Below are 24,797 nucleotides of genomic sequence, written 5' to 3' on the forward strand. Positions count from 1 at the left end.
CCTTTCTCTATGATTGATAGAGTAACTCGAGCAGCAATTTCTCTGCTTTATTGATTAGCTCTTTTTGATCGGCAGTTGATAACTGACTGATATACTTTCTCCCTAATTGATGCTCCAATAAGGGTGCTAAGGCTTGATCTATATCCGCGTAGTTTTCAATTGTTTCAAACAGTTCAGCATAAAAGTTTGCGTCTCTTTTCAACTGTTCCTTATTTATTTGCTGCCCTTCTATAACAGTTAAGTCAACAATCCATACAAAGGAGTCCTCTTCTTTTTCATTCTCTAATAGGAGTTCTAACAGCTCACCATTCAAGCTTCTTTGTTCACGCTCATCTGCTAGTACAATATTTTTCAAGGAAAGTGATAATAACGTTCCTTTTTGTTCCCTCCGAAAACTATTGATGGTTGTTTGGCATAATTGTAATACATCAAGGAAGTTTTCAGCTGCAGAAGCATCTACTACTGTTTCTTCCCAAATAATATCGGCCGTTTCTATAAAATTTATCTTCTTATCAAGATCAGTCAATGTTACATGATAAATACCTTTCATACCTGTTTCTTTCTTATTCCTGCCTTGAATATTACCTGGATAAATAATCGGCGGAGATTCTGATAGGACAGCACGTTTATGAATATGACCTAAAGCCCAGTAATCAAATTCTTTCTTATGTAAATCACTAACTGAGAAAGGCGCATAGTTATCATGTTCAGCCCCTCCGCTTTCATTTCCATGAAGTATCCCAATATGAAAATCGGCGCCATCTTTCTTCCGATAATCATCTATTTTTCTATCATAGACATGCCTTGTTGGATAACTGAAACCATACAGATGGACGATCGCACCATTCTTTGTCTGTAAAACTTTTGATTCAACCTCACTATTAAACACATGAACATTTGCGGGCATATTAAGATGTACCCATGATCCATTTAAATGGTCGTGATTGCCGTGGATGACATAAACTTGAATCCCGTTTTCTGCCAACTTAAGCATCTCTGTCCGAAACCGAGACTGTGCCCGTAGGCTGCGATCTTCACCGTCGAATAAATCGCCTGCTAGAATCACAAAGTCGACCTGATGAAGAATTGCAGCCTCCGTAACCTTTTTTAAAGCCGCAAAGGTGCTCTCTTTAACTCGGGTAAAGATGTCTTGTGGCAAGTACTTTAATCCGACCATCGGGCTGTCCAAGTGCAGGTCCGCTGCATGAATGAATGATATTCTTTTCATAAGACATTCCTTTCCACTTCTTTTCTTCATTGTAGCACCGCAGAAATACGAATGCACGTTCTTGTCAGTTATTTATTGAAAAAAAAAGCATTTACCGCTTGGTAAATACTAAGATTGTCGAGGAGGGGGTATAGTTAATTGATTGTTTCTGCTAATGGACCTGTTGATTTCCGTTCCGGGCACTCGCTTTCCGCGGGGAGGTCCTGGAGCCTCCTCGGCGCTTTGGCGCCTGCGGGGTCTCCGTGACCTCTCTATCCCGCAGGAGTCGGTGCCCTCCACTCCAATCAACAGGGGGCAAATCAACAGACAAATATAAAAACGATAAAAAAAGGGGTGCCCCTAAAAATTATACTTTTGGGACACCGTCTTTTCCTGCCTTATTCGTTCTTTGTCAGCTGTAATGCTTTTTTTATATCTTTAAAGGAATTGGATTGTCCATACATTAAAACACCACCCCGATATACTCGAGCGCCAAATATAGCTAAGAAAACAATCGTTGCGACTAAGATAGCAATTCCTGCAATTGCTTCCCAGACTGGAATGGTCAACATTCCTACCCGCAGAAACATAATCATTGGTGTAAAGAACGGGATGAAAGAGGTCACCGTTATGAACGGAGCATCCGGCTTTCCTAAGCCAAACATAGCAATCATAAACCCAGCGACAACAAGCATAGTCATTGGTGTAATCATTTGTTGAACATCTTCAATTCTGCTGACAAGAGAGCCGAGAAATGCGGCAAGTGTGGCATAAAGAAAATAGCCTAGAATAAAGAAAACAACCGAATAAATAATCGTTCCCAAAGGGATATTATCAAAACCATAAACACCGAAAAATCCTTCTTTTAAGGATTCCATATTTTGTTTTAGAGAGAAATAACCTACGGACAGAAATACAGCGAGCTGTGTCAGACTTAATAAACCGATTCCAATTATTTTTGCAAACATCTGTTTAATTGGAGAAACACTTGAAATTAAAATTTCCATCACTCTAGACGACTTTTCTGTTGCTACTTCCATCGCAATCATATTAGCGTACATTATTACTGAAAAATAGATGATAAAGAGCAAGACATAAACCAGACCGCGTGCCTGATTCAGTTCCTCTTCCGTTTTTGCATTCTTCTCAAGAGCAATTTTCTTAAAAGACACTGGTTCATAGAGCTTTTCGAGCTGAACAGGAGTCAATTGAATTTGTGAAGCCGCCAGCATGGTTTTTACTTGCTGAAGACTCGTTTGAAGATCAGTAAACAGGGATGAATCAGCAATACTCTTGGCCTTATAAGTAGCTATCGGAAGTCTTTCATCATTTAAACCAAGAAGAACAATTCCTTGGTAAGTTCCTTTTTCAACTGCTTTTTCTGCCTCTGCTTCACTGCCCTGGAAAATTGTCAAGTTAATATCTTTATTAATTGCCCTAACTTGTTTATTGAATGGATCAAAAAGTTGACCTGTTTCATCAAGCACAGCCACATTTTCTTTCCCATCATTTTTATCGAAGATAGCAATGATATTAGTTAGGTTGGTTAAGACCAAGACAATAACGATTGTTAAAAGGGTTGTGATGATGAAGGATTTTGTTTTTATTTTATTAATATAGGTGTGGAACAAAATAATCCAAAAACTATTCATATGAATCACCTACTTTTTCTATAAAAATATCATTTAATGATGGTTCTTCCAGGGCAAACTTCCGGATAAACCCTTGGCTGACAATTTCCTTAAGTATTTTTTCAGCTATGTACTCTCCTTCAATTTGCAGGTGAATTCCTTCCATAGTTGGTTTTGACCTTACGACTCCAGGATAATTTTTCAAGAAATCTAATGGAAAATCGGCATGGATCACAAGGTTCTTTTTCCCAAAGGAACGCTTGATTTCTTTTAATGAACCATGGACGACTGGGCTTCCTTTGTGCAAGATACAAAGATGTTCACACATTTCCTCGACATGTTCCATTCTATGGCTTGAGAAAACGATAGTCGCCCCATCCTCTTTCAGAGATAGCACAGCCTCCTTTAGCATTTCCACATTTACTGGGTCAAGACCGCTAAATGGCTCATCCAATATTAGTAATTTAGGTTTATGTACGACGGCAGCAATGAATTGTATTTTCTGTTGATTACCTTTGGAAAGCTCCTCAACTTTTTTATTTTCATATTCAGGAATTTTGAATCGTTCAAGCCATGATTTTAATTCCGAAAGTGCCTGAGATTTTTGCATTCCTCTTAATCTGGCTAAATAGACGATTTGGTCACGAACCTTTAATTTCGGATACAAACCTCTTTCTTCAGGAAGATAGCCAACCAAATGACTGGTGGAATAGTCAATCGGTTTCCCGTCCCAAGTAATCTTACCACCGCTAGTGTCCAGTAATCCTAAGATCATTCGGAAGGTCGTTGTTTTCCCTGCACCATTAGCCCCTAAAAAGCCAAACATTTCTTTTTCAGGAATCACTAAAGACAAGTCATTCACAGCTGTAAAATTCCCGAATCGTTTCCTGACATGTTCAAGTTTCAGAACCATTTCACACACTCCTCTCCCTCTTACATACGAATTTAACAAATTTTGGTTTCATTTATTTTTTGCGCAATTTTAGTAATTATGTGAAAATAGATTAATAACATGATTCTTTTAAGGGGTTGTTGATATGAAAACGTATAAATTAACTGCTTTTGAAAGCAATGGGGAAAAAATTTTAGATGAATCCTTCCAGGCTGAACATGATGATGAGGCAAAAGAATTAGGCCAAAAATTGTTAGCAGAAAAAAACTTATTAGAACGTACACATCGATGCTCCTCACCAAGCGGTAAGCTATTACTCTTTCATTCTTAATAATGAAAGCGCTATAAACAGGAAAAGGATATCAAAAAAAAGCAAAGAAGCCGCGGGCTTCTTTGTTTATTTACCAATAAATCTGGGTGGTCTTTTTTCGATAAATGCCCTTATTCCTTCTTGGTGATCAATGGTTTCTCGCATTTTTTGCTGTGAATGTTTTTCTAATTCTAAGATTTTTAATAAGTAAGGACGATTCATATCAGCTAAAATCTTTTTCGTTTTAATCATCGCCTGAACGGGTCTCCGTAACCAATCTGAAATTCTAGCATCTAATGTCTCCTGAAGATTGACTGCCGCTACTTCTTCAATTAATCCTAACTTTAACGCTTCATCAGCATCCATCATTTTCCCGTCCCAGATTAGTTGTTTCGCTTTCGTCTCTCCTAACTTTTTCTCTAAGAAGAAATGAGCACCGCCATCTGGAATCAGACCAATCCCGATAAAATTCATTGCTAGCTTACTATTTTTATCAGCAATAATATGGTCAGTTGCTAGCGCAAGGCTAAACCCCAAGCCGGCAGCTGGACCTGTAACAGCACTTATAGTAAGTTTAGGCATGCTATAAAGAGTAACAATTAGTTCACTAATACTGTCCATTACAGGATAGAAATCACTTTCGCTCGAGTTTGAAAACATGGTTTTAATATCGCCCCCTGCTGAAAAGCCTCTTCCTTTTCCCGTTAGAACGACAATATCAATTTCATCCGACTCGCTAATTTCCTTCAGTTTACATACTAACCCCCTAATCATTTCTGTATCCATGGCATTTAATGACTCAGGTCTGTTCATTTCTATTGTCGCCATACGCCCTGTAACTTTTACATTCACCTTATTTGTTATAAAGTTTAACGACACGAGAAAACCCTCCCTCCAATTCAATCAATTCCATTATAAATGGAATTGAGGACATAAATATAGGTAAGTTTTTTAAAAATAGTGAATTTTCTATCCCATTAATTCAAAAAAAGACATCAACGGCCATTCACCGTTGATATCTTTTTTGGGCTATTTTTTAATAATATTCATCCTTCTTAAAAACTCAATTGGCTGTTGTTTTCTAAAGTGTTCTTTTACCATATAGGCAACACCTTGTTCGTTCTGTGACCGTGTCACCCAATCTGATGCTTTCTTCACTTCAAAATCCGCATTCCACATCGATACACCAAGGCCTGCAGCTTCAAGCAATGGAATATCATCAATCCCATCTCCAATATAGACGATTTCTTTTCTTTGAATCCCTAATTGGCTTGCAAGGTATGATAAACCCGATAATTTTGAAACACCGGTTGGGACAATATCCAAACGTAAAGCATCTAGTTGAATTAATTCAATCTCAGTATACATTTTTTGAAGTGCTTTTTTCGCATCCTGAAGGTCACTTTCTTCTTCAAAATAAACTTCTATCTTCGGAGGGCTCACTGGCTGGTCATGTAGATACTCTGTTAGTGACGACACGAATTGCTGCGAATAAAAAACAGGATCCCCTGAGGTAAAAACAGTTTTTGCCAACAAATTATTATTCAATTTTAATTTATTCGCTAATGAAAATTGTTCGTGGACAAGACGAATTTGACACGGCAGCGCCTCTAAAAAGCTGACTGTATCATAGGTAATTTGTTCACCAATCCTTTTCACATAGATTGGTTTGTCCTCAGAACTTGCAATAAATGCACCTTGATGGGTAATGAGAGGTGATTTTATTTTTAATGCTTTGGCTACTTTTCTTGTGGAAGGAAAGCTCCGCGATGTGACAAGCGTGACATAAATACCCTTTTGCTGAACATAATCAATAGCCTCTTTTGTGGATTTATGGATTTTTCCATTTGTTTGAAGAAGTGTGCCATCAATATTTAAAGCAAGCAAGCGATAAATCATTCCGTTGCCCCCTGTTCTTGGTGAAATAGCCTTTATAACACTTTTATGATTTTTTAGGCATTTGTAGAACAGAGCTAAAAAAGAAAAAGCCTTCGGTTAATACCGTAGGCTCGTATTTCAATTTACATTTTTCCGTATAGGTCTTCAAGAGGCTTCATAATTACTTTGTTTAACTCGCCAATAACCATGCTCATCCGTTGTTCTGCTTGCATTAACCTAGCAATTTTTTCATTTTGCTGTACTAGTCCTACAGTTGATTGTGCTTGCGCAATTTCTTGTTCAGAGATATTCTGCCCCATCATCTGTTTCTGTTGCAAGTCTAATTGGATTTTGCGAAACTGATCAAACATTTGTTTTGCAGCTGGGTCTGCGTTCACTTCTTTATAAGCTTGCTGTAGTTGTGTGTATTCATCACTTTGACGAATAGCTGTTTCTAACGCATAGGCGGAATCATATAGATTAACTGCCATTGGTATCCACTCCTTTTTATTCACGCTTTTCAATCCGAATCAACTATAACAAACTATTCACCAAAATGCGAGAATGTTAAAATCACCATCTCGAATAGTGTTACATACATTACTATATCAACTAATGCCCATAAGGAAAAAATGGTTCCAATATAGATAGAAATCGGGGAATGTCTATGCCTTTTCCATTAACTCAGGTTACCATAAAAGCAAGAACACCTAAAAATAAGAAGGACAGCATAGTAAAAATATCCACCCACTTGTTTACTAGTTTGGGATTAAATAAGAAACTTCAATTAAATATTAAGTTAGGGAAAAAGTCGATCCAAACTGCAATCCAACCAGTAGACCTGGACCCTAAAAATTTGATCCTTATTCCTGAAAATATTCTCAAGAATTTTTGCCTGCCCACCCAGAGTTATAAATTTCAAGCCATCTATCGGGATGAACTTCTAACACTCGAACTCGGACCTGTGATTGGACTAGTAACAGATTTCCCCTCCACTAAACAAGAAGAACCACATTTTCGTACTATTCATGCTTTTTGCGAGGAACTACATCATGGAATTACTGAAATAGGCGGCTTTTTTTATGTTTTTTCATATGAGGAATTTTTAAATCAAGGTTATTATCTTATCAATGGAAAATGGAGATCGTTTGAGCATCCAATACCGGATGTGATTTACAATCGTATCCATTCCCGTAAACTTGAACAATCTGTCCCATTTAAACAATTTCGTAAAAGACTTGAAACCATGATGATTCCTTTGTTTAATGAACGTTTCCTATCAAAATGGGAAGTATATAATCAAATATTTCAAGAAAAACACCTCCTGCACTTCTTACCTAAAACAAAAATTTACACAAAAGAGCATCTGTATGAACTTACCGACGAATGTGAAACAGTTTTTATAAAGCCGGTTCATGGCAGCCAAGGAAGAAATATTATCAAGTTAAAAAAAGAAGATAATAACCGCTGCACTTTACAAACCTCGATTGCAACACTTAACGACAACTCTAGCCATCAATACTCCTTAGACGAAATACACAACCTAATCAAGCCTATTCTCCATAATCGTTTTTATATTATTCAACAAGGTATTGAATTATTGGCGTATGACTCATGTTCCATGGACTTTCGGGTACTATGTCACAAAAATCTGAACAACCATTGGCAAGTTACCTCAATTGTGGCAAGGATAGCTGCAAAAGATGAGTTCGTTTCAAATATTGCCAGAGGTGGAAAGATGCTTAGACCCTTAGAGGTTCTGCGAACTTGTCTTGGACCCAAGAACGCTTTAGAGGTGCTTACACATATGAAAGAATTAGCAGTGGAAACAGCGTCGACTATTAGTAACTCACAAACAGGAATAACAGGTGAACTTGGCATCGATATTGGCATAGACCAAAACGGAAAGCCGTGGATTATTGAGGTAAACTCTAAACCCTCGAAAAACTTTGAAGATGGATTAGGAAAAATTAGACCATCTGCGAAAGCACTTATTCAATTTTGTACACTGCTTGCATTCGATACGACTTTTATAAAGGAGGACTCGTGATTTGATTGCCTTTGGAATAATGACCATACGTTTTGACAGTGAGCAGTCCTATATCAACGACATAGCAAACCTTGCAGAACCCTGTGGGATAGAATGCTATCGCTTCTCCCCCGCCAATATAAATCCACTTACATTAAAAGTAAAAGGAAAAAAATTCATTTCACAAACAAAATCCTGGGTAGATAAGGAGTTTCCTATTCCAACTATTATCTATGATCGTTGTTTTTACGGGGATGATGACTACTCCAAGCAGTGCATTCCGATTGTATCTTGGCTCAAGAACAGACCAGATATAACCTTTTTAGGATATGGACTTCCTAATAAACTGGAACTCTATGAGGTATTAAAAAGTACAGTTTTATCAGCTTATTTGCCCCCAACTCAGGCAGTTTCTAGTACTAACATCGTGTTAAATGAATTAATATCCAAGAAAAGAATAATTTTAAAGCCAATTAATGGCTCTCAAGGAAATGGTATTTACTATTTGAAAAAAAACAACAAATCCTTTCATGTTAAAACAGAAAAAAACAAGAATATTATCTCAAGAATATTCCCAAATGAAACCAAACTTAATAAATGGCTGCAACCACTAATTAACAAACGTCCCTACCTAATGCAGCCGTATTTAGAATTATCAAATGATGACCTGAAGCCATTTGACATTAGGATCCTCTTACAGAAAGGGATCGAGGGAAAATGGGGAGAAATGGGCAGAGGGGTTCGAGTCGGAAGTACCGGGGGAATCCTTTCCAATTTAAGTGCTGGTGGTTCAATTGTTCCTTATTTGGATTGGGCAGCCTCTTTTTTACCTGCAAAAAAGGAATACATCCATCAGGAATTAGAGTACATTCTTTCTAATCTTCCACCTATACTTGAAAATGCTTTTTTACCATTATTTGAAATCGGCATCGATATCGGAATTGCAAAAGATGAATCTATTTGGATTCTGGATATCAATTCGAAGCCCGGTAGAAAGGTCATCCTTCATACACAACCAAACGTAAAGGAGACATTAACCCTTGCCCCTTTGCTTTATGGGAAGCAGATAAGTCAAATGGATTTAAAAGAAAGGAAGAGCTATTATGAGAAAACATTATCTCATTGAAATTGCTCAAAATGATCAATTAGTAGTTTTCTGTCCTCCTGCAATACTAAGAGAAAAAGAGTTATCACGAATTGCCTTTGGTTCAAGATCAATAGAAGTTGATTTTATCCCACATCCTGATCAAGATGATCGGATTTCAATCAGCCGGGAAATTCAAAAAGCACTTCAATTTCCAAGTTTCAACATTCCACTTCATGTTTTCTTATCTAACCAAAGTCTAATTATCGGTCCACTTATAGGTATTTTTACAGCAGGATTTACTTCCCTGCCATTTGAACCGATTGGCGATCGAACCCAGTTTTTCTCAAAACTACTATCGGTTAATAAAATGGTGGGCGCCTTACCATTTGTGTTTGGAGAACAGCATATTAATTGGGATCTTGGATGCATTGAAGGTTATTTTTATCATAATAACGGTTGGGAAACGGTTGATATTCCCTTTCCGAATGTTATTTATGATCGACTTCCAAATCGAAGAAGTGAAAATAACCCAAGATTAATAAAAGTGAAAGAGCGATTGCAAAAAGAGTACCTTATCCCTTGGTATAATCCTGGATTTTTCAACAAACTCGAAATTCATGAAAGACTTATTCAAGATGAAACCGTGTCTAATCTCCTTCCAGATACATTACCATTTACATCCTTCTCATCTATCGAAACGATGCTTTCAACCTATGGTCATGTTTTTATTAAACCTAAGAATGGCAGTCTCGGCTTAGGGGTTCACCAAATTATTTACGACAAACACACCGATGATTATTATTGTCGATACCAAGATAAAAGCAATGTAAACCGTCTGAGAAAATTCTCGAGTTTAGAAAGCTTGATGGGAAACGTATTTGCAAATCAATCTCTTGAAAAAATGCTAGTACAACAAGGGATTAATTTAATCCGCACCGAATCCCGCTCTATTGATTTTAGAGTCCACACCAATAAAGATGATATGGGAAATTGGCATGTATCTGCGATTGCAGCGAAGATAGCAGGACCTGGCAGCGTGACCACCCATTCAAGAAGCGGTGGAGATATTAAGACAATGGAAGAGATTTTTTCCAACGAGGAAAGTTCACTATATACAAAGAAACTTTCCAACGCCGCATTGCTTTTAAGCGGCTCAATCGATCGGCATGTAGAAGGAATAATTGGTGAGATTGGATTTGATTTAGGTATCGATCGAAATGGAGAAGTTTGGCTCTTCGAAGCAAATTCCAAGCCTGGAAGAACCATCTTTACTCATCCTGAATTAGAGGTATTTGATTTGCTAACACGAAAATTATCAATGGCATTTGCCGTCTTTCTTACCGAACAATCCTTACTACATCCAGTGGAGTTAATCCAATGAGGACCAATTATCCAGGCCCTCTGGTTGGAATTATGACATCAAGAAAAGCGGATGGTTCTATCGCCGGTAATGGCCCGCTTTTTATTGCATTACAAAAAAAGCTTATTTCACACAAAGGAATAAGCTTTGTTTTTATACCAGAGGATGCAGGTATACACCATATAACAGGCTATACCTTTTTACCTGAACAAAATCACTGGATAAAAGAAAAATTTCGCTACCCCGACATTGTATATAACCGGATCCCCTTCCGAAAGTCAGAACAAAACGAACAATGTCAACAATTTTTTTCTATTTTAAAGGAGAAGAATATCCCATATTTCAATCCATGTTTTATTGATAAATTTGAGCTCTATGAGGTGTTTAAAAAACATCCATCCCTGAAAACGTTCCTGCCAGAAACCATCCCTATCCGCGGAAAAATGGACTTATTCATATTTCAAAAGAAGCATAAGAGCATTTATTTAAAACCTTCCCAATCCTCCAAAGGAAAAGGAATTTTCCGCTTAAAGCTAACTAGTGCTACTGGACTTCAATTAGACGGGATACACCAGCATGAACTTTTTAAATCCTTTGATCATTTTTGGGATAAACACGGTGTGGCATTGTTGGCAAAAAATTACTTAGCACAAGAGGAAATAAAATCAGCCAAGTACAAGGGGAATCGCTTCGATTTTCGTATCCTCGCCCACGGAGCAGACAGTGGTTACACTGTAACAGGAGTTGGAATTCGGCAATCACAGACACAGGATATTACAACCCATATTCCAGCCGGAGGCAGACTCCTGCCCTATGAAAATTTACAAACTAAGGAGCATGATCGTTTTATTGAAGCAATTGTTCCTGAAATCGGAACGGCACTGTCCGATCGATTTGGCTATTTCGGAGAGTTTTCAATTGATGCAGGAGTAAGTATGACTGGCCAGTACTATATTTACGAGGTAAATTCCAAACCAATGAGATTTGATGAAGAGGAAATTGAGGAAAAGAAAATCGAACAACTTTGCCGCATTTTCCTCCAACTCTCCAATTATAAAAACTGACAGAAAATTCATATTTAAATATTCTCCCAAACCAGTTAAGCTATAGGTAAGAATAATAAAGGGAGGATTTCGCGATGATCTTGCACTTTCAATTAAAACCATTATTTGAAAACAAAAATATACCCGGCTGGAATTTTTCCTTTTATCATAAAAAGCAGCGGGTGACGGGAATTTATCACCAAACAGGGAAAATAGAATGGACTACAAATGTGCCTGAACAGGATGAGATTGAGGCATTATCAAGCCAAATCCATGAACTAATGCTTTACCATGTATATGAATAATCGATATTTTGAATGACCATCGTGCATGAAAACTTGTCTTTTCCGCAAAACTAAATATAGTTTTGGGAAAGGAATGATAAGGATGGACAAAGGAAAAAGCATGGGTACGGATGCAGGATCTGCATATGAGGGCAGAGATAAAGTGTTTATGGATGTTGACCGAATGATTAACGAAGGAATGTCCGGCGGGTCAGTGCATTCCCGCCAGGAGTCAACTAATATCGAAGAAGCCCGTGACCTTCAAGAAGAACAACCACCCTATGAATGCGATTGATACCAACAACCATAATAAAGGCTAGCCGAATTAACCTTGGCTAGCCTTTATTATTTATTAGGTTAAGTAACTACTGATATAATGTTAGATGTCACTAAAAAATTTTAAAATGGGGAAATCAAAAATGCTAAGAAAATTATTGTCTATTTATGAAAATTCCATTTTGTTTCCCGATCAACCAATTACTCATTCAGAACAGTTGTATGTATTTTTCAGCGAGATGGAAAAAGAATGGATTGGCATTCCAAAATCTGAGGTAACTGAAAAGGAATTAACCCTCCTTCAGACGATTTATCAATTAGTTGAGAATCCATCAAGTGTCCAAAGTTCTGTTACCCAAGGATGGGATGCGTATTTATTAGAGGATGGTCCTCCCCCTTCTTATCATGCTGAGACAAACCTTAGGTTCATTCAATTTCAGATTAACGGAGATGATACGAATCAATTTGAGATTGAGTCCGCATTAAAGGGATTCTTTACTGAAGGAGTTATAATCATCTGGGAGAACAAAAGACGAGGAATTATTATTGAAGAGGCCACAATAGTCTCACTTACGGAAGAAGAATTGATTTCTATGTCAGAAACTTTAGAAAGTGACTTTTATGTCAAAATCGCTTTTTTTGTTGGAAAGTTTAATTCTTTTCACGACCAACTTCGGTCAAAGTTCCTGCTTGAGAAAGAATTTTTTTCCTTTGGCCTGATCAATCTTGTCTCCCTTATGAATATTTTTACATATGAACGGGTTCTTCCTGCATATGTGGCATATCACTTGCCGATGGATTTAAAACCAAAGATCCATCAAGGAATATTCGAAGTTTTTAATGATGAGCCTGAGATGTATTCGACCATTAAAGTTTTTCTTGAAAATAATTTAAATGCCAGTTTAACGGCAAAAAAGTTATACATCCACCGAAATACACTCCAGTATCGAATTGATAAATTTATTGATAAGTCTGGAATCCAATTAAAGGATTTTTACGGGGCCTTTACAGTCTTTTTAGCTTGTCTTCTATTTGAACAAAGTCAAAAAAGGTAACAAAGTGCCCAAAAAAGCGTTTTCATTCTTTGTGCAGTCTGTCCATACCTATTTTCTTCTGCTGCTTGTAAACTATTACTAACAAGATAAAGGGAGGAATTACAATGGCTGAGTTAAAATTAGATCATATTTATAAAATTTATGATAATAAAGTAACAGCTGTACAAGACTTCAATTTACATATTGAAGATAAGGAATTTATCGTGTTTGTTGGACCATCAGGGTGCGGGAAATCTACTACACTTCGAATGATTGCTGGTCTTGAAGATATTTCTAAAGGTGATTTCTACATCGATGGTAAAAGAGTAAACGATGTAGCTCCAAAAGATCGTGATATCGCGATGGTTTTCCAAAACTATGCCCTTTATCCACATATGACTGTTTATGATAACATGGCGTTTGGCTTAAAACTTCGCAAATTTCCAAAAGATGAAATTGATCGCCGTGTAAAAGACGCAGCAAAAATTCTTGGTTTAGAAGCTTACTTAACTCGTAAACCTAAGGCACTTTCAGGTGGACAACGCCAGCGTGTAGCATTAGGCCGTGCGATTGTACGTGATGCAAAAGTATTCTTAATGGATGAACCATTATCAAACCTTGATGCAAAGCTTCGTGTTCAAATGCGTGCAGAAATTGCTAAACTTCACCGCCGCTTAGATACTACTACAATCTATGTAACACATGACCAGACTGAAGCGATGACAATGGCAACACGTCTTGTCGTTATGAAAGATGGAATCATTCAGCAAGTTGGTTCACCTAAAGAAGTTTATGAAAAGCCTGAAAATGTTTTTGTTGGCGGCTTTATCGGATCCCCTGCGATGAATTTCTTTACTGGAAAACTAGAGGATGGAAAATTCGTCATTGGAAATTCTTCGCTTGCTGTTCCAGAAGGAAAAATGAAATATCTGCGCGAGCAAGGATATGTTGGAAAATCAATCATCCTAGGTACTCGACCAGAAGATATTCATGATGAGCCAGTTTTCATTGATGCATCGGCTGGATCAAAAATTAAAGCTCAAGTAGATGTTGCCGAGTTAACTGGGGCAGAATTAATGATCTATTCCAGCATTGGCGGCCAAGATTTCGTAGCCCGCGTTGACTCTCGTGGAGATATTCATCCTGGCGATTCATTAGAACTAGCATTTGATATGAATAAGGCACATTTCTTTGATGAAGAAACAGAATCAAGAATCCGCCCGTAATATATAAAGTGGAAGTCCCGCTGGGCGCTTCATCTGGATTAAGAGAATATGGACAAGTAAGCCTCGCTTAATTAGCGAGGCTTATTCTTTTATAAAAAATACTTCTTCTAGATGACAAGCAGGACATCGATACACATGGGGGCACTTATGACCTGAATTTGTATCAGGATATCCATCTTCCATCTTCATTAGGTCAATCTCCATATATGGACTATAATCATCATAAAAATCCATTAGACGGCCACTTTCCATCATAGGTTCACCGCAATTTGTACATAATAAATAGGCCTCACGAAAACCATTACATACTGGGCATTCAGACATTCCATTCACCCTTTTGTTTATTTGATAACCTTAGTTTGTGTTAACTTACATGCCCTATGTAACGGAATAAATTACCAATTAATTTCCCGAATAAGTCTTTCTGTTTTAATCATAATAAGTATTACAAAGCAAGCAACCATTCAACAACACGATGGATGAAACCAAGAAGGGTAATAGCCGGTGCAAGTCCGACTCATCCAGCCAAAACCAAAGTTTTATGAATGTATCTCCAATTTGTAGAAAGATTATCAAAGTATTATTGATAACATGGGTTAGGCCTAGGCGGCGATGGTTTAATCTCCATTATGGTTCAACTCCATACTGACCCCAAATTTATTAAGAGGAGTGTTATTCAACTATGGCAAGTAACAACAACTCTAATCAACTTCTAGTACCAGGTGTCGAGCAAGCTCTTAGTCAAATGAAGTATGAAATTGCTTCAGAATTTGGTGTAAATCTTGGTGCAGACACTACTTCACGTGCCAACGGATCTGTTGGTGGAGAAATTACAAAACGTCTAGTAGCAATGGCTGAGTCTCAACTTGGCGGATTCCAACGCTAATATTTAGTAATCTGAGTAAATACAAATAAATATTATGGCTAAGCCCCTTCCACTTGGAAGGGGCTTTCAATTTCATATCATATTTTCTGGTTTAACCCATTGGGAAAACTGTTCTTCCGTAAGATGACCTAATTTTATTGCTGCTTCCTTTAAGGAACCATTTTCTTTGAAAGCTAATTTGGCAATTTCCGCTGCCTTTTCATAGCCAATATGAGGGTTTAATGCTGTAACAAGCATCAATGAGCGATTCAAATGTTCTTTAAGAATCTCTTCATTAGCCTGAAGACCTACAGCACAATTTTTATTAAAGGATCTTATACCATCTGAAAGAAGTCTAACCGATTGGATAAAATTATTAATAATAATTGGTTTAAAGACATTTAACTCGAAATTCCCTTGACTCGCTGCAAAAGCAATAGCGGCATCATTTCCAAAAACCTGACACGTTATCATTGTCAAGGCCTCACTTTGGGTTGGGTTGACCTTACCTGGCATAATGGAACTTCCGGGCTCATTCGCAGGAATGCTAAGTTCACCAATCCCACTGCGTGGTCCGCTTGCAAGCCAGCGGACATCATTAGCAATTTTCATTAAATCAGCAGCCAAAGCTTTAAGTGCACCATGTACATGCACAATCTCATCGTGACTGGTTAAAGCATGAAATTTATTTTCTGAGGACCGAAATGGATATCCTGTAAATATAGAAATTTGCTCAGCCACCATGTCACCAAATAATGGGGGTGCGTTGATTCCTGTTCCAACTGCCGTTCCTCCAATCGCCAAATCAAGCAGATATTGGCTTGCCTCTTTTATCATCTTTTCACATTTCTCTAGCATCCACCTCCACCCGCTAATCTCTTGTCCCAGTGTCAGTGGTGTTGCATCCTGTAAATGTGTTCTTCCGATTTTAATGATTTTAGAGAAATCCTTTTCCTTTTGGAGGAGTGTATGTTTAAGTTCTGATATTGCCGGAAGAAGTTCTTCTACGATTTTTTGATATGCAGCAATATGCATGGCTGTTGGGAAGGTATCGTTAGAGCTTTGCGACATATTGACATCATCATTTGGATGGATTTTTTCATGCCCAGCACCTAGGTCCTTTAAATATTCATTGGCCCTGTTGGCTATCACTTCATTTACATTCATGTTGGATTGAGTCCCACTACCCGTCTGCCAGACCACTAATGGGAAATGTTCATCCATATCTCCTGCAAGAATAGAATCACATACTTTTTGAATCGCCTTCATTTTATTTTCACTTAGTTTTCCTAATTGGAAATTTACTTTGGCTGCTGCTTTTTTAATAAAAACCAAGCCACATATTAATTCCAACGGCATCTTTTCTGAGCCAATTTTAAAATTCTCCTTGCTCCGTTGTGTTTGCGCACCCCAATATTTCTCAATGGGCACACGAACCTCACCGAGCGTATCCTTTTCAATTCGATAATTCTCCACTTATCAACACACCTCACAAATTCATGTACTTCAATATATATACCCATTCCTATCTATTTTATTAAGGAAAGTAGGGATGTAATCAAAAAAACTGCAGACAGTTGTCTGCAGTTCTGAGTGTAGAGAAAAGAAATCGAATGTGGAGTTAATTGCTTTCACTCTCTTCTACTGGAACAAAATAGTGGCTTTTACGATAAACCAATGCTTCCATCGTAGCTAATAGTTCTCCATCACTTTCTACACGGATTTTATACCATGCCGTACTGTTGTTTCGCTTTTCTTCTTCGGCTATAGCCCTTAGACGGGATCCTCTCCGGCCAGGAGACATAAAATTAACATTTGTTGACAATCCAACAGAAGTTTTCCCATAAGAATTACTCGCTGCTGCAAATACATAGTCAGCTAAAGAAAAGATGATAGCACCATGAACCGTGCCGTGTGAATTCAACATATGGTCATTTACTTCTAACTCAGCCGTTGCAGTCCCCTCTCCCATCTCAATTAATTTCATACCGAGAAACTGGGCATAAGGCTCTTGTTCGAGTGTTTCAAAAATTTGCTTGTAATATTTTTGATGAACTTCCTGTTCAGTCATACTGGATTTCATATTGACTCCTCCTGTTTTTTTTGTATGTATGCTCCAAGGAAACCTTGTGAGATGAGACATCGTCTATTTTATTTCTTTATTATAACACACCGATAACGACATAGTGATTTTCCGTTATACAAAAAACCAAAAAATTTTTAAAAATTTAAATATTTCATTTAATTACTTCAACCATTCGCTCATCCACAATGCGTACCGCTTTTCCTTCAGACCGAGGAATACTTCTTGGAGCTAGCACCCTTACCTTCAAATAAACTTACCTCTTTTGATCCATTATTTTAATAATCATAAAAAAAGACTGGCGATAAATCCGATTTAATTCGAATTTATCGCCAGTCTGAACTTCAGACACTTATCTGTAGTTAATTTAATGTTTAATAATTGTATATCCGATATAATAAGAAAGGATTAAAAAACTACCGATCAATAGCACTACCGAATACTCTGACATATACTTCCCACCCCTATATAAGTAAATGCTAAATCATCTTTAAAATATCATAAGCGGAGGGTGCCGCAAGTGATGAATATTACACTTTATTAATTAAGAGGTGAACTTTTTGTGAACATTTGCCTTTTCGGAGCAACAGGCAGAGTGGGTTCGATTATTTTAGAAAATGCTTTAACCAATCAACATTCCGTCCGAGTACTGGTGAGAGACAGCAGTAAACTAAACATTAAAAAAGATGGCCTTCTTGTTAAAGAAGGTAATGTACTAAATGAAACGGATATTGCAGGTAGCTTAACAGGATCGGATGTAGTGATTAGTTCTCTAAATACAGCAGGTACCACGGTACTGTCTGAATCGATGCCCTTTATCATTAAACATATGAAAGCGCTCGGAATACACCGAATTATTACCATTGGAACGGCTGGAATTCTCCAGGCTCGGTCTGCCCCCCATTTATATCGATTTCAATCGTCTGAATCAAAGCGGAAAAGCACACGTGATGCGGAAGAACATTTGCGCGCCTTTTTATTATTAAAAGACTCAGGGCTGGATTGGACAATTGTTTGCCCCACTTATTTGCCTATTGGAGAGAGATTAGGATATTACAGATATGAAAAAGACTTTCTTCCTGATGATCCTTCGTCCATCTCTATTTACGATACAGCGGACTTTGCCTATGATCAGCTATTTAGCAATGAATTTATCGGTTCACGAGTTGGTTTAACCTATTAAAAACACCCCTTAACATGTCATGTTAAGGGGCGAATTCTATCCAGCCAAATTTGTACCACCCTGTTGGAGTTGATACATTTGATAATATTTACCTTTCTTCTTCATTAATTCGTCATGTGTTCCCTTTTCAACAATCATCCCACGATCTAAAACAATAATCTGGTCAGCGTTACGGATTGTTGATAATCGGTGGGCAATAATAAAGGTGGTCCTCCCTTTTTTCAGAACTTCCATGGCCTCTTGAATCACAGTCTCCGTTTCTGTATCAATACTTGAGGTAGCTTCGTCAAGTATAAGTATAGCTGGATCGAAAGCCAGCGCTCGTGCAAAGGAAATAATCTGTCTCTGCCCACTTGAGAGGGTACTCCCTTTCTCTAGGACTGGCTGATCATAACCATTTTCTAAGTTCTTGAATACCTTGTCAGCCCCTACATCTTTTAATGCTTTCTCTACTTTTTCTTTGGTTATCGCCGGATCATTAAGACTTACATTTGAAGCTATTGTTCCTGTAAATAAATAGGGATCCTGCAAAACAATACCCATATGGTTACGAATAGATTGACGGGGGATCGTTGCAATATCTCTTCCATCAATGGTAACTTTTCCTTTTTGACAATCATAAAAACGGAAAAGTAAATTCATAATGGAACTTTTTCCAGATCCCGTGTGACCAACAAGAGCAACTGTTTCACCATGATTCGCTTCAAAATCAATATTCTTTAAAACGTATTCCCCGTCTTTATAACCAAATGATACATGATCAAAAGATACATTTCCTTTAAACCGGGCAATTCTCTCACCACTTACATTTTCACCTGGTTCATCCATCAATTTAAATACACGTTCTCCCGCCACTAGAGCAAGTTCTAGATTGGCCAATTGATTGACAATCCCCTGAACCGGTTGGAAAAGCCGGTTGATATAATCAACAAAAGCGTAAAGCATCCCTAGTGAAAGGATCGTAGAAGTATTGAGTGCCTGACCGCCGAAATACCAAATAAATGCTACAAAAATAAGGTTTCTTAAGACACCGACCAAGTTGTGCGAGGTTAATGAATTGAGACTTAATAGTTTATTTTGGTACGTAAAATGTTCATGGTTAAGTTTCTCAAAATCCGCTTTTGTTTCTTTCTCACGACTAAACGCTTGGATGATACTCATCCCTTGGATTGACTCATTAATCATCGCATTTATTTCGCTGTTCCTCGACCGAATCACACGGTTATATTTTGAAGCATACTTACGGTAAATCAACATCCATACATAAAGAATTGGTAATAACAATAAACAAATCGCTGCAAGCTTTCCATTTAAAATAAACAAAGCCACATAAATGCCTGTAATATAAATCGAACTTGTAAAAAAGGTGGCAAGAACCGTAACATATAACTCACGGATTGCCTCTGTATCATTCGTAATTCTTGCTACTACTTTCCCAGCAGGCAGGTTATCAAAATAATTTATTGGCAGACGTTGAATCTGACCATACACATCTTCACGCATTTTTTGAATAATACGGTTGGCAGATTTTTGCAATAAGAAACGTTCACCATACTGAAAAACAGCTGAAACAACCAAGAGTCCAAAATAAATGGCTAAAAGTTGAACGATTGGGAGAATCTCAGGCTGATAAAATGCTAGGATTTCAGAAAGACTTAGGTTTTTAGCATGATATTCTTCCTTTCTAACCCCATTTTTTATCTCCAATGTTCCGGCTTTTAAGGTCCGCTTTCCATCAAATTTAAGCTTTTTGTCGATGAAAACAAATTTGGATCCGACTTGCAAAATTTGGATTTGCTTTCCCCTTTGTTCATTACTAGATACATACTTTGCTCTTTTATAAAATTTCCCGTCATAATTTACTGCTTTTTCGCCGCTTGATGTTTCATACCAAACAGATTCAATTCCTAAAATATGCTGATCAATGATATTTTTAGCAATAAACGGGCCAGCGAGATCGGTTACGACAGAAATGGTCAGCATGACCATTGCTGCGAAAATAATTTTTTTATACGCAAATGCGTATTTAGCTAATCGTTTCCCTGTTGTCATGATTGCACCTCTTCCTCTATCTTCCCTGCAATCTGCTGGCGGATAAATTGTTCTTTATACCACCCATCATGTTCAAGAAGCTGTTCATGTGTCCCCTCTTCTATAATTTTACCATCGTCTAAAACAATAATATGATCGGCATGTTGGACAGCGGACATTCGATGTGTGGTAATGATGGTGGTCTTGTCATTTCTCGCCTTTCTAATATTATCAATGATTCGCTTTTCTGTTTTGGCATCAACTGCCGATAAGGAATCATCGAGGATGAGGATTTCTGGATTTTTGATCAGCGCGCGCGCTATGGAGATCCGTTGTTTTTGCCCTCCTGATAAAGCCACACCCTTTTCTCCAACGAGCGTACTTAATCCTTCTGGAAGAAGGACAAGATCTTTTTGAAATGCCGCTAAATCAATGGCCTCTTCTAATTCTTCCTCGCTTGCATCTTTCCTGCCAAAAAGGATATTGTCTTTCACACTGCGAGAAAACAGTACATGATCCTGAGGCACATAACCAATCCAGTCGCGAACTTGATTTATGGTTTGCTCCTCTAAAGATACCTCAGATATGGTTACCTCTCCATCGCCTAGTGGATATTGTCTTAATAACTGCTTAATAAAGGTGGTCTTTCCTGAGCCTGTTTTCCCAACAATACCCAATGTCTGCCCGTGTAACAGCATAACATCAACTTGGTTTAGGTTATCATTCTTAGAAGAGGGATAACGGAAAGTTACCTTTCGATAATCAATTCGATCAGCACGTTGTATGGAAACAGGGTCTAGAGGATTGACCACTTCCTCCTCATAGCTAAGTGTTTCATTAACGCGGTCAAGTGAAGCATTCCCCCTCTGCATCACATTGATTAACTCGCCAATTGCGAACATGGGCCAGATCATCATCCCTAGATACACATTAAACGACACAAGATTGCCCAATGTAATTGATTGATGGAATACTAAATAGGCACCATACCCGAGGCCAATTAGATAACTAATACCAACAAGCACCTTAATCGTTGGGTCGAATAATGCATCAATTTTTGCAACGTTAATATTCTTGTGATAGACATCCTCCGTAAGTTGATGAAAGCGCTTGCTATCTGCTGTTTCTTGAACAAAAGCACGGATAACTCTAACTCCTGCGACTGATTCAAGTACACGGTCATTCAGTTCACCAAACGCATCTTGGGCTTCCATGAAGCGAGTATGAATTCTTTTTCCATACATTTGCATTAAAATCGCCATAATTGGCAACGGAATAATTGCCGCCAGTGTTAACTTCCAACTAATTAAAATTCCCATTGTTAACAGTAATGTCAGCATCCATACACTTGAATCTACAAGTGTCAGAATCCCAAAACCTGCTGTGATTGAAATGGCCTTTAAATCATTGGTCGCACGCGCCATTAAATCTCCAGTCCGATTTTTTTCATAGAATATCGGAGTCATTTTTAGTAAGTGAGTAACAAACCGGGACCTAAGTTTCCTTTCTACAAGGAAGGCTCCTCCAAACAGTCGGTACATCCAGATATAGGTTATTGCATAAGATGAAACCATGATTGCCAATAGAATACCAAGATATTGTATTATTTTCTTATGACTTATACTGCCCACATGAATATCATCAATTGCCAATCCGATTAATTTAGGCGGAATCACATCCAATATACCCACTAAAATTAATAGTGTAACTGCAATGACATATCGCTGCCAATTTTCTTTAAAGAACCAACTTAATTTTTTTAAAACCGCAAACATACCTAACTTCCCCCTTATGTTATACTATCCGCCCTCTATTGCTCCTACTGTATTTCCCTTCCAAGACCCTGCCAAATACCTCATCCATATTTCCTCCCTCAAATTTGTTTTGAACTATAAAAAAAGACATACCGCAACAGTGCAGTATGCCTCCTTTTTAAAAAAAGGGACAAAAAAACACACGTCACGTATTAAAGAAAACGTAACCTGTGTTTTTGTCATTAATCAATTTCTTCACATTGATAAATTAACAGGAAAATTCTTCAGGACAGGTTACATTCAAATATTTAATTGTTAAAGAAACATGATTGAAATTAGTCATCTTTGTAACCCTCCCTTTCCTTTTTTCTTCCTTTGTAGGTTATCACCAGTTCTTTTAATTGTCAATTCCCATTTTTCTGAATTGTCTCAAATAGTTTTCTTTACCTAGAGGAATATTAATGCCCTCCCTTATCATTCCATTTTTTTCTCCATTTTTCCTTTTGTTTATTCCATTTCTCCTCCCATTTCTGAACCTCGTTAGTAAAATTCTCTTGAAAATTAAACCGATTCTTAGCAGCATCTTCCTGCTTTTTCTTTTCAATCAATGTGGAGATATGCGGGACATTAAAGCTTTCAGCAGGCGCATTCGCTAAGGCTTTCGTCATAACTTCCCGAAAAACAACTGCTGAACCTTTATTACTGACAGGCGTGATATAATGATCTTTGTCTGTTTTATCATAGCCAACCCAGATCGCCCCAACCAGCTGCGGGGTATACCCAACAAACCATTGATCCTTCAGGCCGTTTATCCCTTCTATTGGAACCTGAGTTGAACCAGTTTTTCCTGCCGTTTCTCTGCCAGGTATTTGTGCAGCCTTACCTGTACCATGTTCCACTACACCAAGAAGCATGGTCGTCATATTATCGGTTACAGCCTTGGTTGTGACTCTTTCTTTTTTTGCCTTCCAGACAGCCACAACCTTTCCATCAGCATCAATAATTTTTTTAATCGCATGGGCCTTCATTCTCACTCCGTTATTGGGAAAGACAGAAAAAGCTTCAGCCATGTTCAAAGGAGAGACACCTTTGTGTAAACCACCTAAGGCAAGGGATAAATTACGGTCATTTTTGTCCAATGAAATTCCGAACCGCTGAATGGAATCTAATCCTTTTTCAACCCCAAGTTCATTTAATAGCCAAACCGCGGAAACGTTTTTAGATTCTTTTACAGCTTCATACATGGGCACCTGACCGGAATATTGATCATCGTAATTACTTGGTTGATAACTCCCAAAAGTCATTGGTTCATCTTTTAACATATCAGTCATCTTCCAACCTTCCTCCAATGCAGGTGTATAAACCGCTAATGGCTTAAAGGAGGAACCCGGCTGAGCCTTTAACTGTGAAGCTCGATTGTAACCTCTAAACGTATGTTTTCCCCTGCCGCCAACAATTGCCTTAATTCCACCAGTCTTGGGGTCTAGGAGGATACCACCGCTTTGAACAAGGATATCTATTCCTTCTTGGAATAAAGAATCATTTTGATAGGTCTCTTCCATGGCTGTTTGCATTTCAGGTTCAAGCTCTGTAAAGATTTGATAGCCCCCTGTTAGTAATTCATCCTGTGATAATCCATATAAGTTTATAGCCTCTTCTAAAACCTGGTCAACATAGTATGGAAACTTGCCTCGGAACGGGTCACCGCCTTTATCATTCAAAATTACTTTTTCATGTATGGCTTTTTCATACTGAGAAACGGAAATATATCCTTGTTTCTTCATTTGTTCTAATACTAGATTTCGCCTTTCAGTCGCCTTCTCTATATGCTCATAAGGATTCAGGGCAGATGGTGCTTTAATTAGTCCTGCAAGTAATGCGGATTCACTGATTGAAAGGTCTTTAACCTCTTTGGCAAAATATTTGCTCGCAGCCGTTTTAATCCCCCATGCACCATTACCAAAATAAATTTGATTTAAATACATTTGCAAAATTTCTAGCTTTGAATATTCCCGCTCAATTTGTAGTGCTAAAAAAACTTCCTCCATTTTCCTATTTAAGGTTTTTTGTGAAGTGAGAAGTGTATTCTTAGTTAATTGTTGCGTTATCGTACTGCCTCCTTCAACCATTCCTCTAGCTTTTAAGTCACGGACGAGCGCCCTTGATGTCCCAATCAAATCCACACCGCTATGTTGATAAAATCGACGATCCTCAATCGCAACAATCGCATCTTTCATTGAATTAGGAACCTGCTTAATAGAGACACCTTCATTTTTATTCGCCGACACTTTACTAGCTATATCTCCATTCACATCATAAAACACGGTTGCTTGTGGCAGTTCGTTCTTAAGTCCTGATATATCTGCATCCTTAGAAAAATAATAAAGTAGTCCAAAAAAACTTAAGATAATGATTAACATGGAAAGCACCATAATTTGGAGCAAGTGCCACTTTTTCAAGTTATTAAAGATAGTCCTAATTTTCTCTTTTAATACCAATTGAAAAACATCCTTTATCAGTAATCTATCATTGATTAATTTTCGTAAATAGGGAAAGTTTTTATGACAATATTTAGTATTCCAAAAAAAAGAAAAAAGATGGCGAATTCCCATCTTTTTTCAGTC

General features: G+C 37.7%; 24 protein-coding genes. 11 read left to right on the plus strand and 13 right to left on the minus strand.

Features of this window, described 5'->3' with window-relative positions; translation table 11 throughout:
- Positions 1-7: 7 nt before the first annotated feature.
- From M3610_RS03565 to M3610_RS03575, 3 genes are all read right to left on the minus strand, one after another.
- Positions 8-1,228: a metallophosphoesterase family protein gene (locus tag M3610_RS03565; RefSeq protein WP_251456570.1), complete on the minus strand. Its 1,221-nt coding sequence runs from the start codon at positions 1,226-1,228 to the stop codon at positions 8-10.
- 377 nt (positions 1,229-1,605) lie between these two features.
- Positions 1,606-2,859: an ABC transporter permease gene (locus M3610_RS03570; RefSeq protein ID WP_251456571.1), complete on the minus strand. Its 1,254-nt coding sequence runs from the start codon at positions 2,857-2,859 to the stop codon at positions 1,606-1,608.
- A complete protein-coding gene (locus tag M3610_RS03575) occupies positions 2,852-3,751 on the minus strand; it encodes an ABC transporter ATP-binding protein (protein ID WP_251456572.1) in 900 nt (299 codons plus the stop codon). Before M3610_RS03575 ends, M3610_RS03570 begins: the two co-directional genes overlap by 8 nt.
- Before the next feature lie 124 nt (positions 3,752-3,875).
- On the opposite strand from M3610_RS03575, the gene M3610_RS03580 reads away from it, so the two are divergent.
- Positions 3,876-4,061: a YhzD family protein gene (locus M3610_RS03580; RefSeq protein WP_251456573.1), complete on the plus strand. Its 186-nt coding sequence runs from the start codon at positions 3,876-3,878 to the stop codon at positions 4,059-4,061.
- A 66-nt stretch (positions 4,062-4,127) separates the two neighbouring features.
- On the opposite strand, the gene M3610_RS03585 is transcribed toward M3610_RS03580, so the two are convergent.
- The 3 genes from M3610_RS03585 to M3610_RS03595 all read right to left on the minus strand — a co-directional run bounded on the left by M3610_RS03585 (position 4,128) and on the right by M3610_RS03595 (position 6,409).
- Positions 4,128-4,919: an enoyl-CoA hydratase gene (locus tag M3610_RS03585; protein ID WP_251456575.1), complete on the minus strand. Its 792-nt coding sequence runs from the start codon at positions 4,917-4,919 to the stop codon at positions 4,128-4,130.
- Positions 4,920-5,069: 150 nt separating this feature from the next.
- A complete protein-coding gene (locus M3610_RS03590; protein WP_251456577.1) occupies positions 5,070-5,939 on the minus strand; it encodes a Cof-type HAD-IIB family hydrolase in 870 nt (289 codons plus the stop codon).
- 122 nt (positions 5,940-6,061) lie between these two features.
- Positions 6,062-6,409, minus strand: a complete 348-nt coding sequence (locus M3610_RS03595) for a YlbF/YmcA family competence regulator (protein WP_098572159.1) — start codon at positions 6,407-6,409, stop codon at positions 6,062-6,064.
- Between the two features lie 176 nt (positions 6,410-6,585).
- Here M3610_RS03595 and M3610_RS03600 point away from each other — a divergent pair, with 176 nt between their 5' ends.
- The 8 genes from M3610_RS03600 (at position 6,586) to M3610_RS03635 (ending at position 14,257) form a co-directional block, all read left to right on the plus strand.
- Complete coding sequence (locus M3610_RS03600; RefSeq protein ID WP_251456579.1) at positions 6,586-7,968, plus strand: YheC/YheD family endospore coat-associated protein; 1,383 nt, start codon at positions 6,586-6,588, stop codon at positions 7,966-7,968.
- Position 7,969: 1 nt separating this feature from the next.
- Complete coding sequence (locus M3610_RS03605) at positions 7,970-9,073, plus strand: YheC/YheD family endospore coat-associated protein (protein WP_251456581.1); 1,104 nt, start codon at positions 7,970-7,972, stop codon at positions 9,071-9,073.
- A complete protein-coding gene (locus M3610_RS03610; protein WP_251456583.1) occupies positions 9,051-10,415 on the plus strand; it encodes a YheC/YheD family endospore coat-associated protein in 1,365 nt (454 codons plus the stop codon). Before M3610_RS03605 ends, M3610_RS03610 begins: the two co-directional genes overlap by 23 nt.
- Complete coding sequence (locus M3610_RS03615) at positions 10,412-11,458, plus strand: YheC/YheD family endospore coat-associated protein (RefSeq protein WP_251456585.1); 1,047 nt, start codon at positions 10,412-10,414, stop codon at positions 11,456-11,458. Before M3610_RS03610 ends, M3610_RS03615 begins: the two co-directional genes overlap by 4 nt.
- Positions 11,459-11,532: 74 nt before the next feature.
- Positions 11,533-11,742, plus strand: a complete 210-nt coding sequence (locus tag M3610_RS03620; RefSeq protein WP_251456587.1) for a YheE family protein — start codon at positions 11,533-11,535, stop codon at positions 11,740-11,742.
- An 82-nt stretch (positions 11,743-11,824) separates the two neighbouring features.
- On the plus strand, positions 11,825-12,016 hold the full coding sequence (locus M3610_RS03625) for a hypothetical protein (RefSeq protein WP_098572153.1): 192 nt from the start codon (positions 11,825-11,827) through the stop codon (positions 12,014-12,016).
- A gap of 124 nt (positions 12,017-12,140) precedes the next feature.
- Positions 12,141-13,052, plus strand: a complete 912-nt coding sequence (locus tag M3610_RS03630) for a helix-turn-helix domain-containing protein (protein ID WP_251456589.1) — start codon at positions 12,141-12,143, stop codon at positions 13,050-13,052.
- Positions 13,053-13,156: 104 nt separating this feature from the next.
- On the plus strand, positions 13,157-14,257 hold the full coding sequence (locus M3610_RS03635) for an ABC transporter ATP-binding protein (RefSeq protein ID WP_098572151.1): 1,101 nt from the start codon (positions 13,157-13,159) through the stop codon (positions 14,255-14,257).
- Positions 14,258-14,338: 81 nt separating this feature from the next.
- Here M3610_RS03635 and M3610_RS03640 read toward each other — a convergent pair whose 3' ends face one another.
- Positions 14,339-14,581, minus strand: a complete 243-nt coding sequence (locus tag M3610_RS03640; protein ID WP_026566045.1) for a hypothetical protein — start codon at positions 14,579-14,581, stop codon at positions 14,339-14,341.
- Positions 14,582-14,939: 358 nt separating this feature from the next.
- Here M3610_RS03640 and M3610_RS03645 point away from each other — a divergent pair, with 358 nt between their 5' ends.
- Complete coding sequence (locus M3610_RS03645; protein ID WP_026566044.1) at positions 14,940-15,143, plus strand: alpha/beta-type small acid-soluble spore protein; 204 nt, start codon at positions 14,940-14,942, stop codon at positions 15,141-15,143.
- A 72-nt stretch (positions 15,144-15,215) separates the two neighbouring features.
- Here the strand turns inward: M3610_RS03645 and fumC are convergent, their stop codons facing one another.
- The 3 genes from fumC to M3610_RS28485 form a co-directional block, all read right to left on the minus strand.
- Entirely contained in the window at positions 15,216-16,598 is a 1,383-nt protein-coding gene (gene fumC, locus M3610_RS03650; RefSeq protein ID WP_251456590.1) for a class II fumarate hydratase, read from the minus strand.
- A 145-nt stretch (positions 16,599-16,743) separates the two neighbouring features.
- Positions 16,744-17,205 (minus strand): PaaI family thioesterase, encoded by a 462-nt coding sequence (locus M3610_RS03655; protein ID WP_251456591.1) that lies wholly within the window; start codon positions 17,203-17,205, stop codon positions 16,744-16,746.
- 154 nt (positions 17,206-17,359) lie between these two features.
- Positions 17,360-17,455 carry an acyl-CoA synthetase family protein gene (locus tag M3610_RS28485; RefSeq protein ID WP_396953630.1) on the minus strand — a complete coding sequence of 32 codons (96 nt, stop codon included), beginning with the start codon at positions 17,453-17,455 and terminating at the stop codon, positions 17,360-17,362.
- Between the two features lie 312 nt (positions 17,456-17,767).
- Between M3610_RS28485 and M3610_RS03660 the strand changes: the two genes are divergently transcribed.
- A complete protein-coding gene (locus M3610_RS03660; RefSeq protein ID WP_251456592.1) occupies positions 17,768-18,388 on the plus strand; it encodes an NAD(P)-dependent oxidoreductase in 621 nt (206 codons plus the stop codon).
- Positions 18,389-18,424: 36 nt separating this feature from the next.
- On the opposite strand, the gene M3610_RS03665 is transcribed toward M3610_RS03660, so the two are convergent.
- The 3 genes from M3610_RS03665 to M3610_RS03675 all read right to left on the minus strand — a co-directional run bounded on the left by M3610_RS03665 (position 18,425) and on the right by M3610_RS03675 (position 24,605).
- Complete coding sequence (locus M3610_RS03665; RefSeq protein ID WP_251456593.1) at positions 18,425-20,440, minus strand: ABC transporter ATP-binding protein; 2,016 nt, start codon at positions 20,438-20,440, stop codon at positions 18,425-18,427.
- Positions 20,437-22,194: an ABC transporter ATP-binding protein gene (locus M3610_RS03670; protein ID WP_251456594.1), complete on the minus strand. Its 1,758-nt coding sequence runs from the start codon at positions 22,192-22,194 to the stop codon at positions 20,437-20,439. Before M3610_RS03670 ends, M3610_RS03665 begins: the two co-directional genes overlap by 4 nt.
- A gap of 437 nt (positions 22,195-22,631) precedes the next feature.
- Complete coding sequence (locus tag M3610_RS03675; RefSeq protein WP_396953634.1) at positions 22,632-24,605, minus strand: transglycosylase domain-containing protein; 1,974 nt, start codon at positions 24,603-24,605, stop codon at positions 22,632-22,634.
- Positions 24,606-24,797 lie beyond the last annotated feature (192 nt).

The sequence above is a fragment of the Neobacillus sp. MER 74 genome, assembly GCF_023714155.1.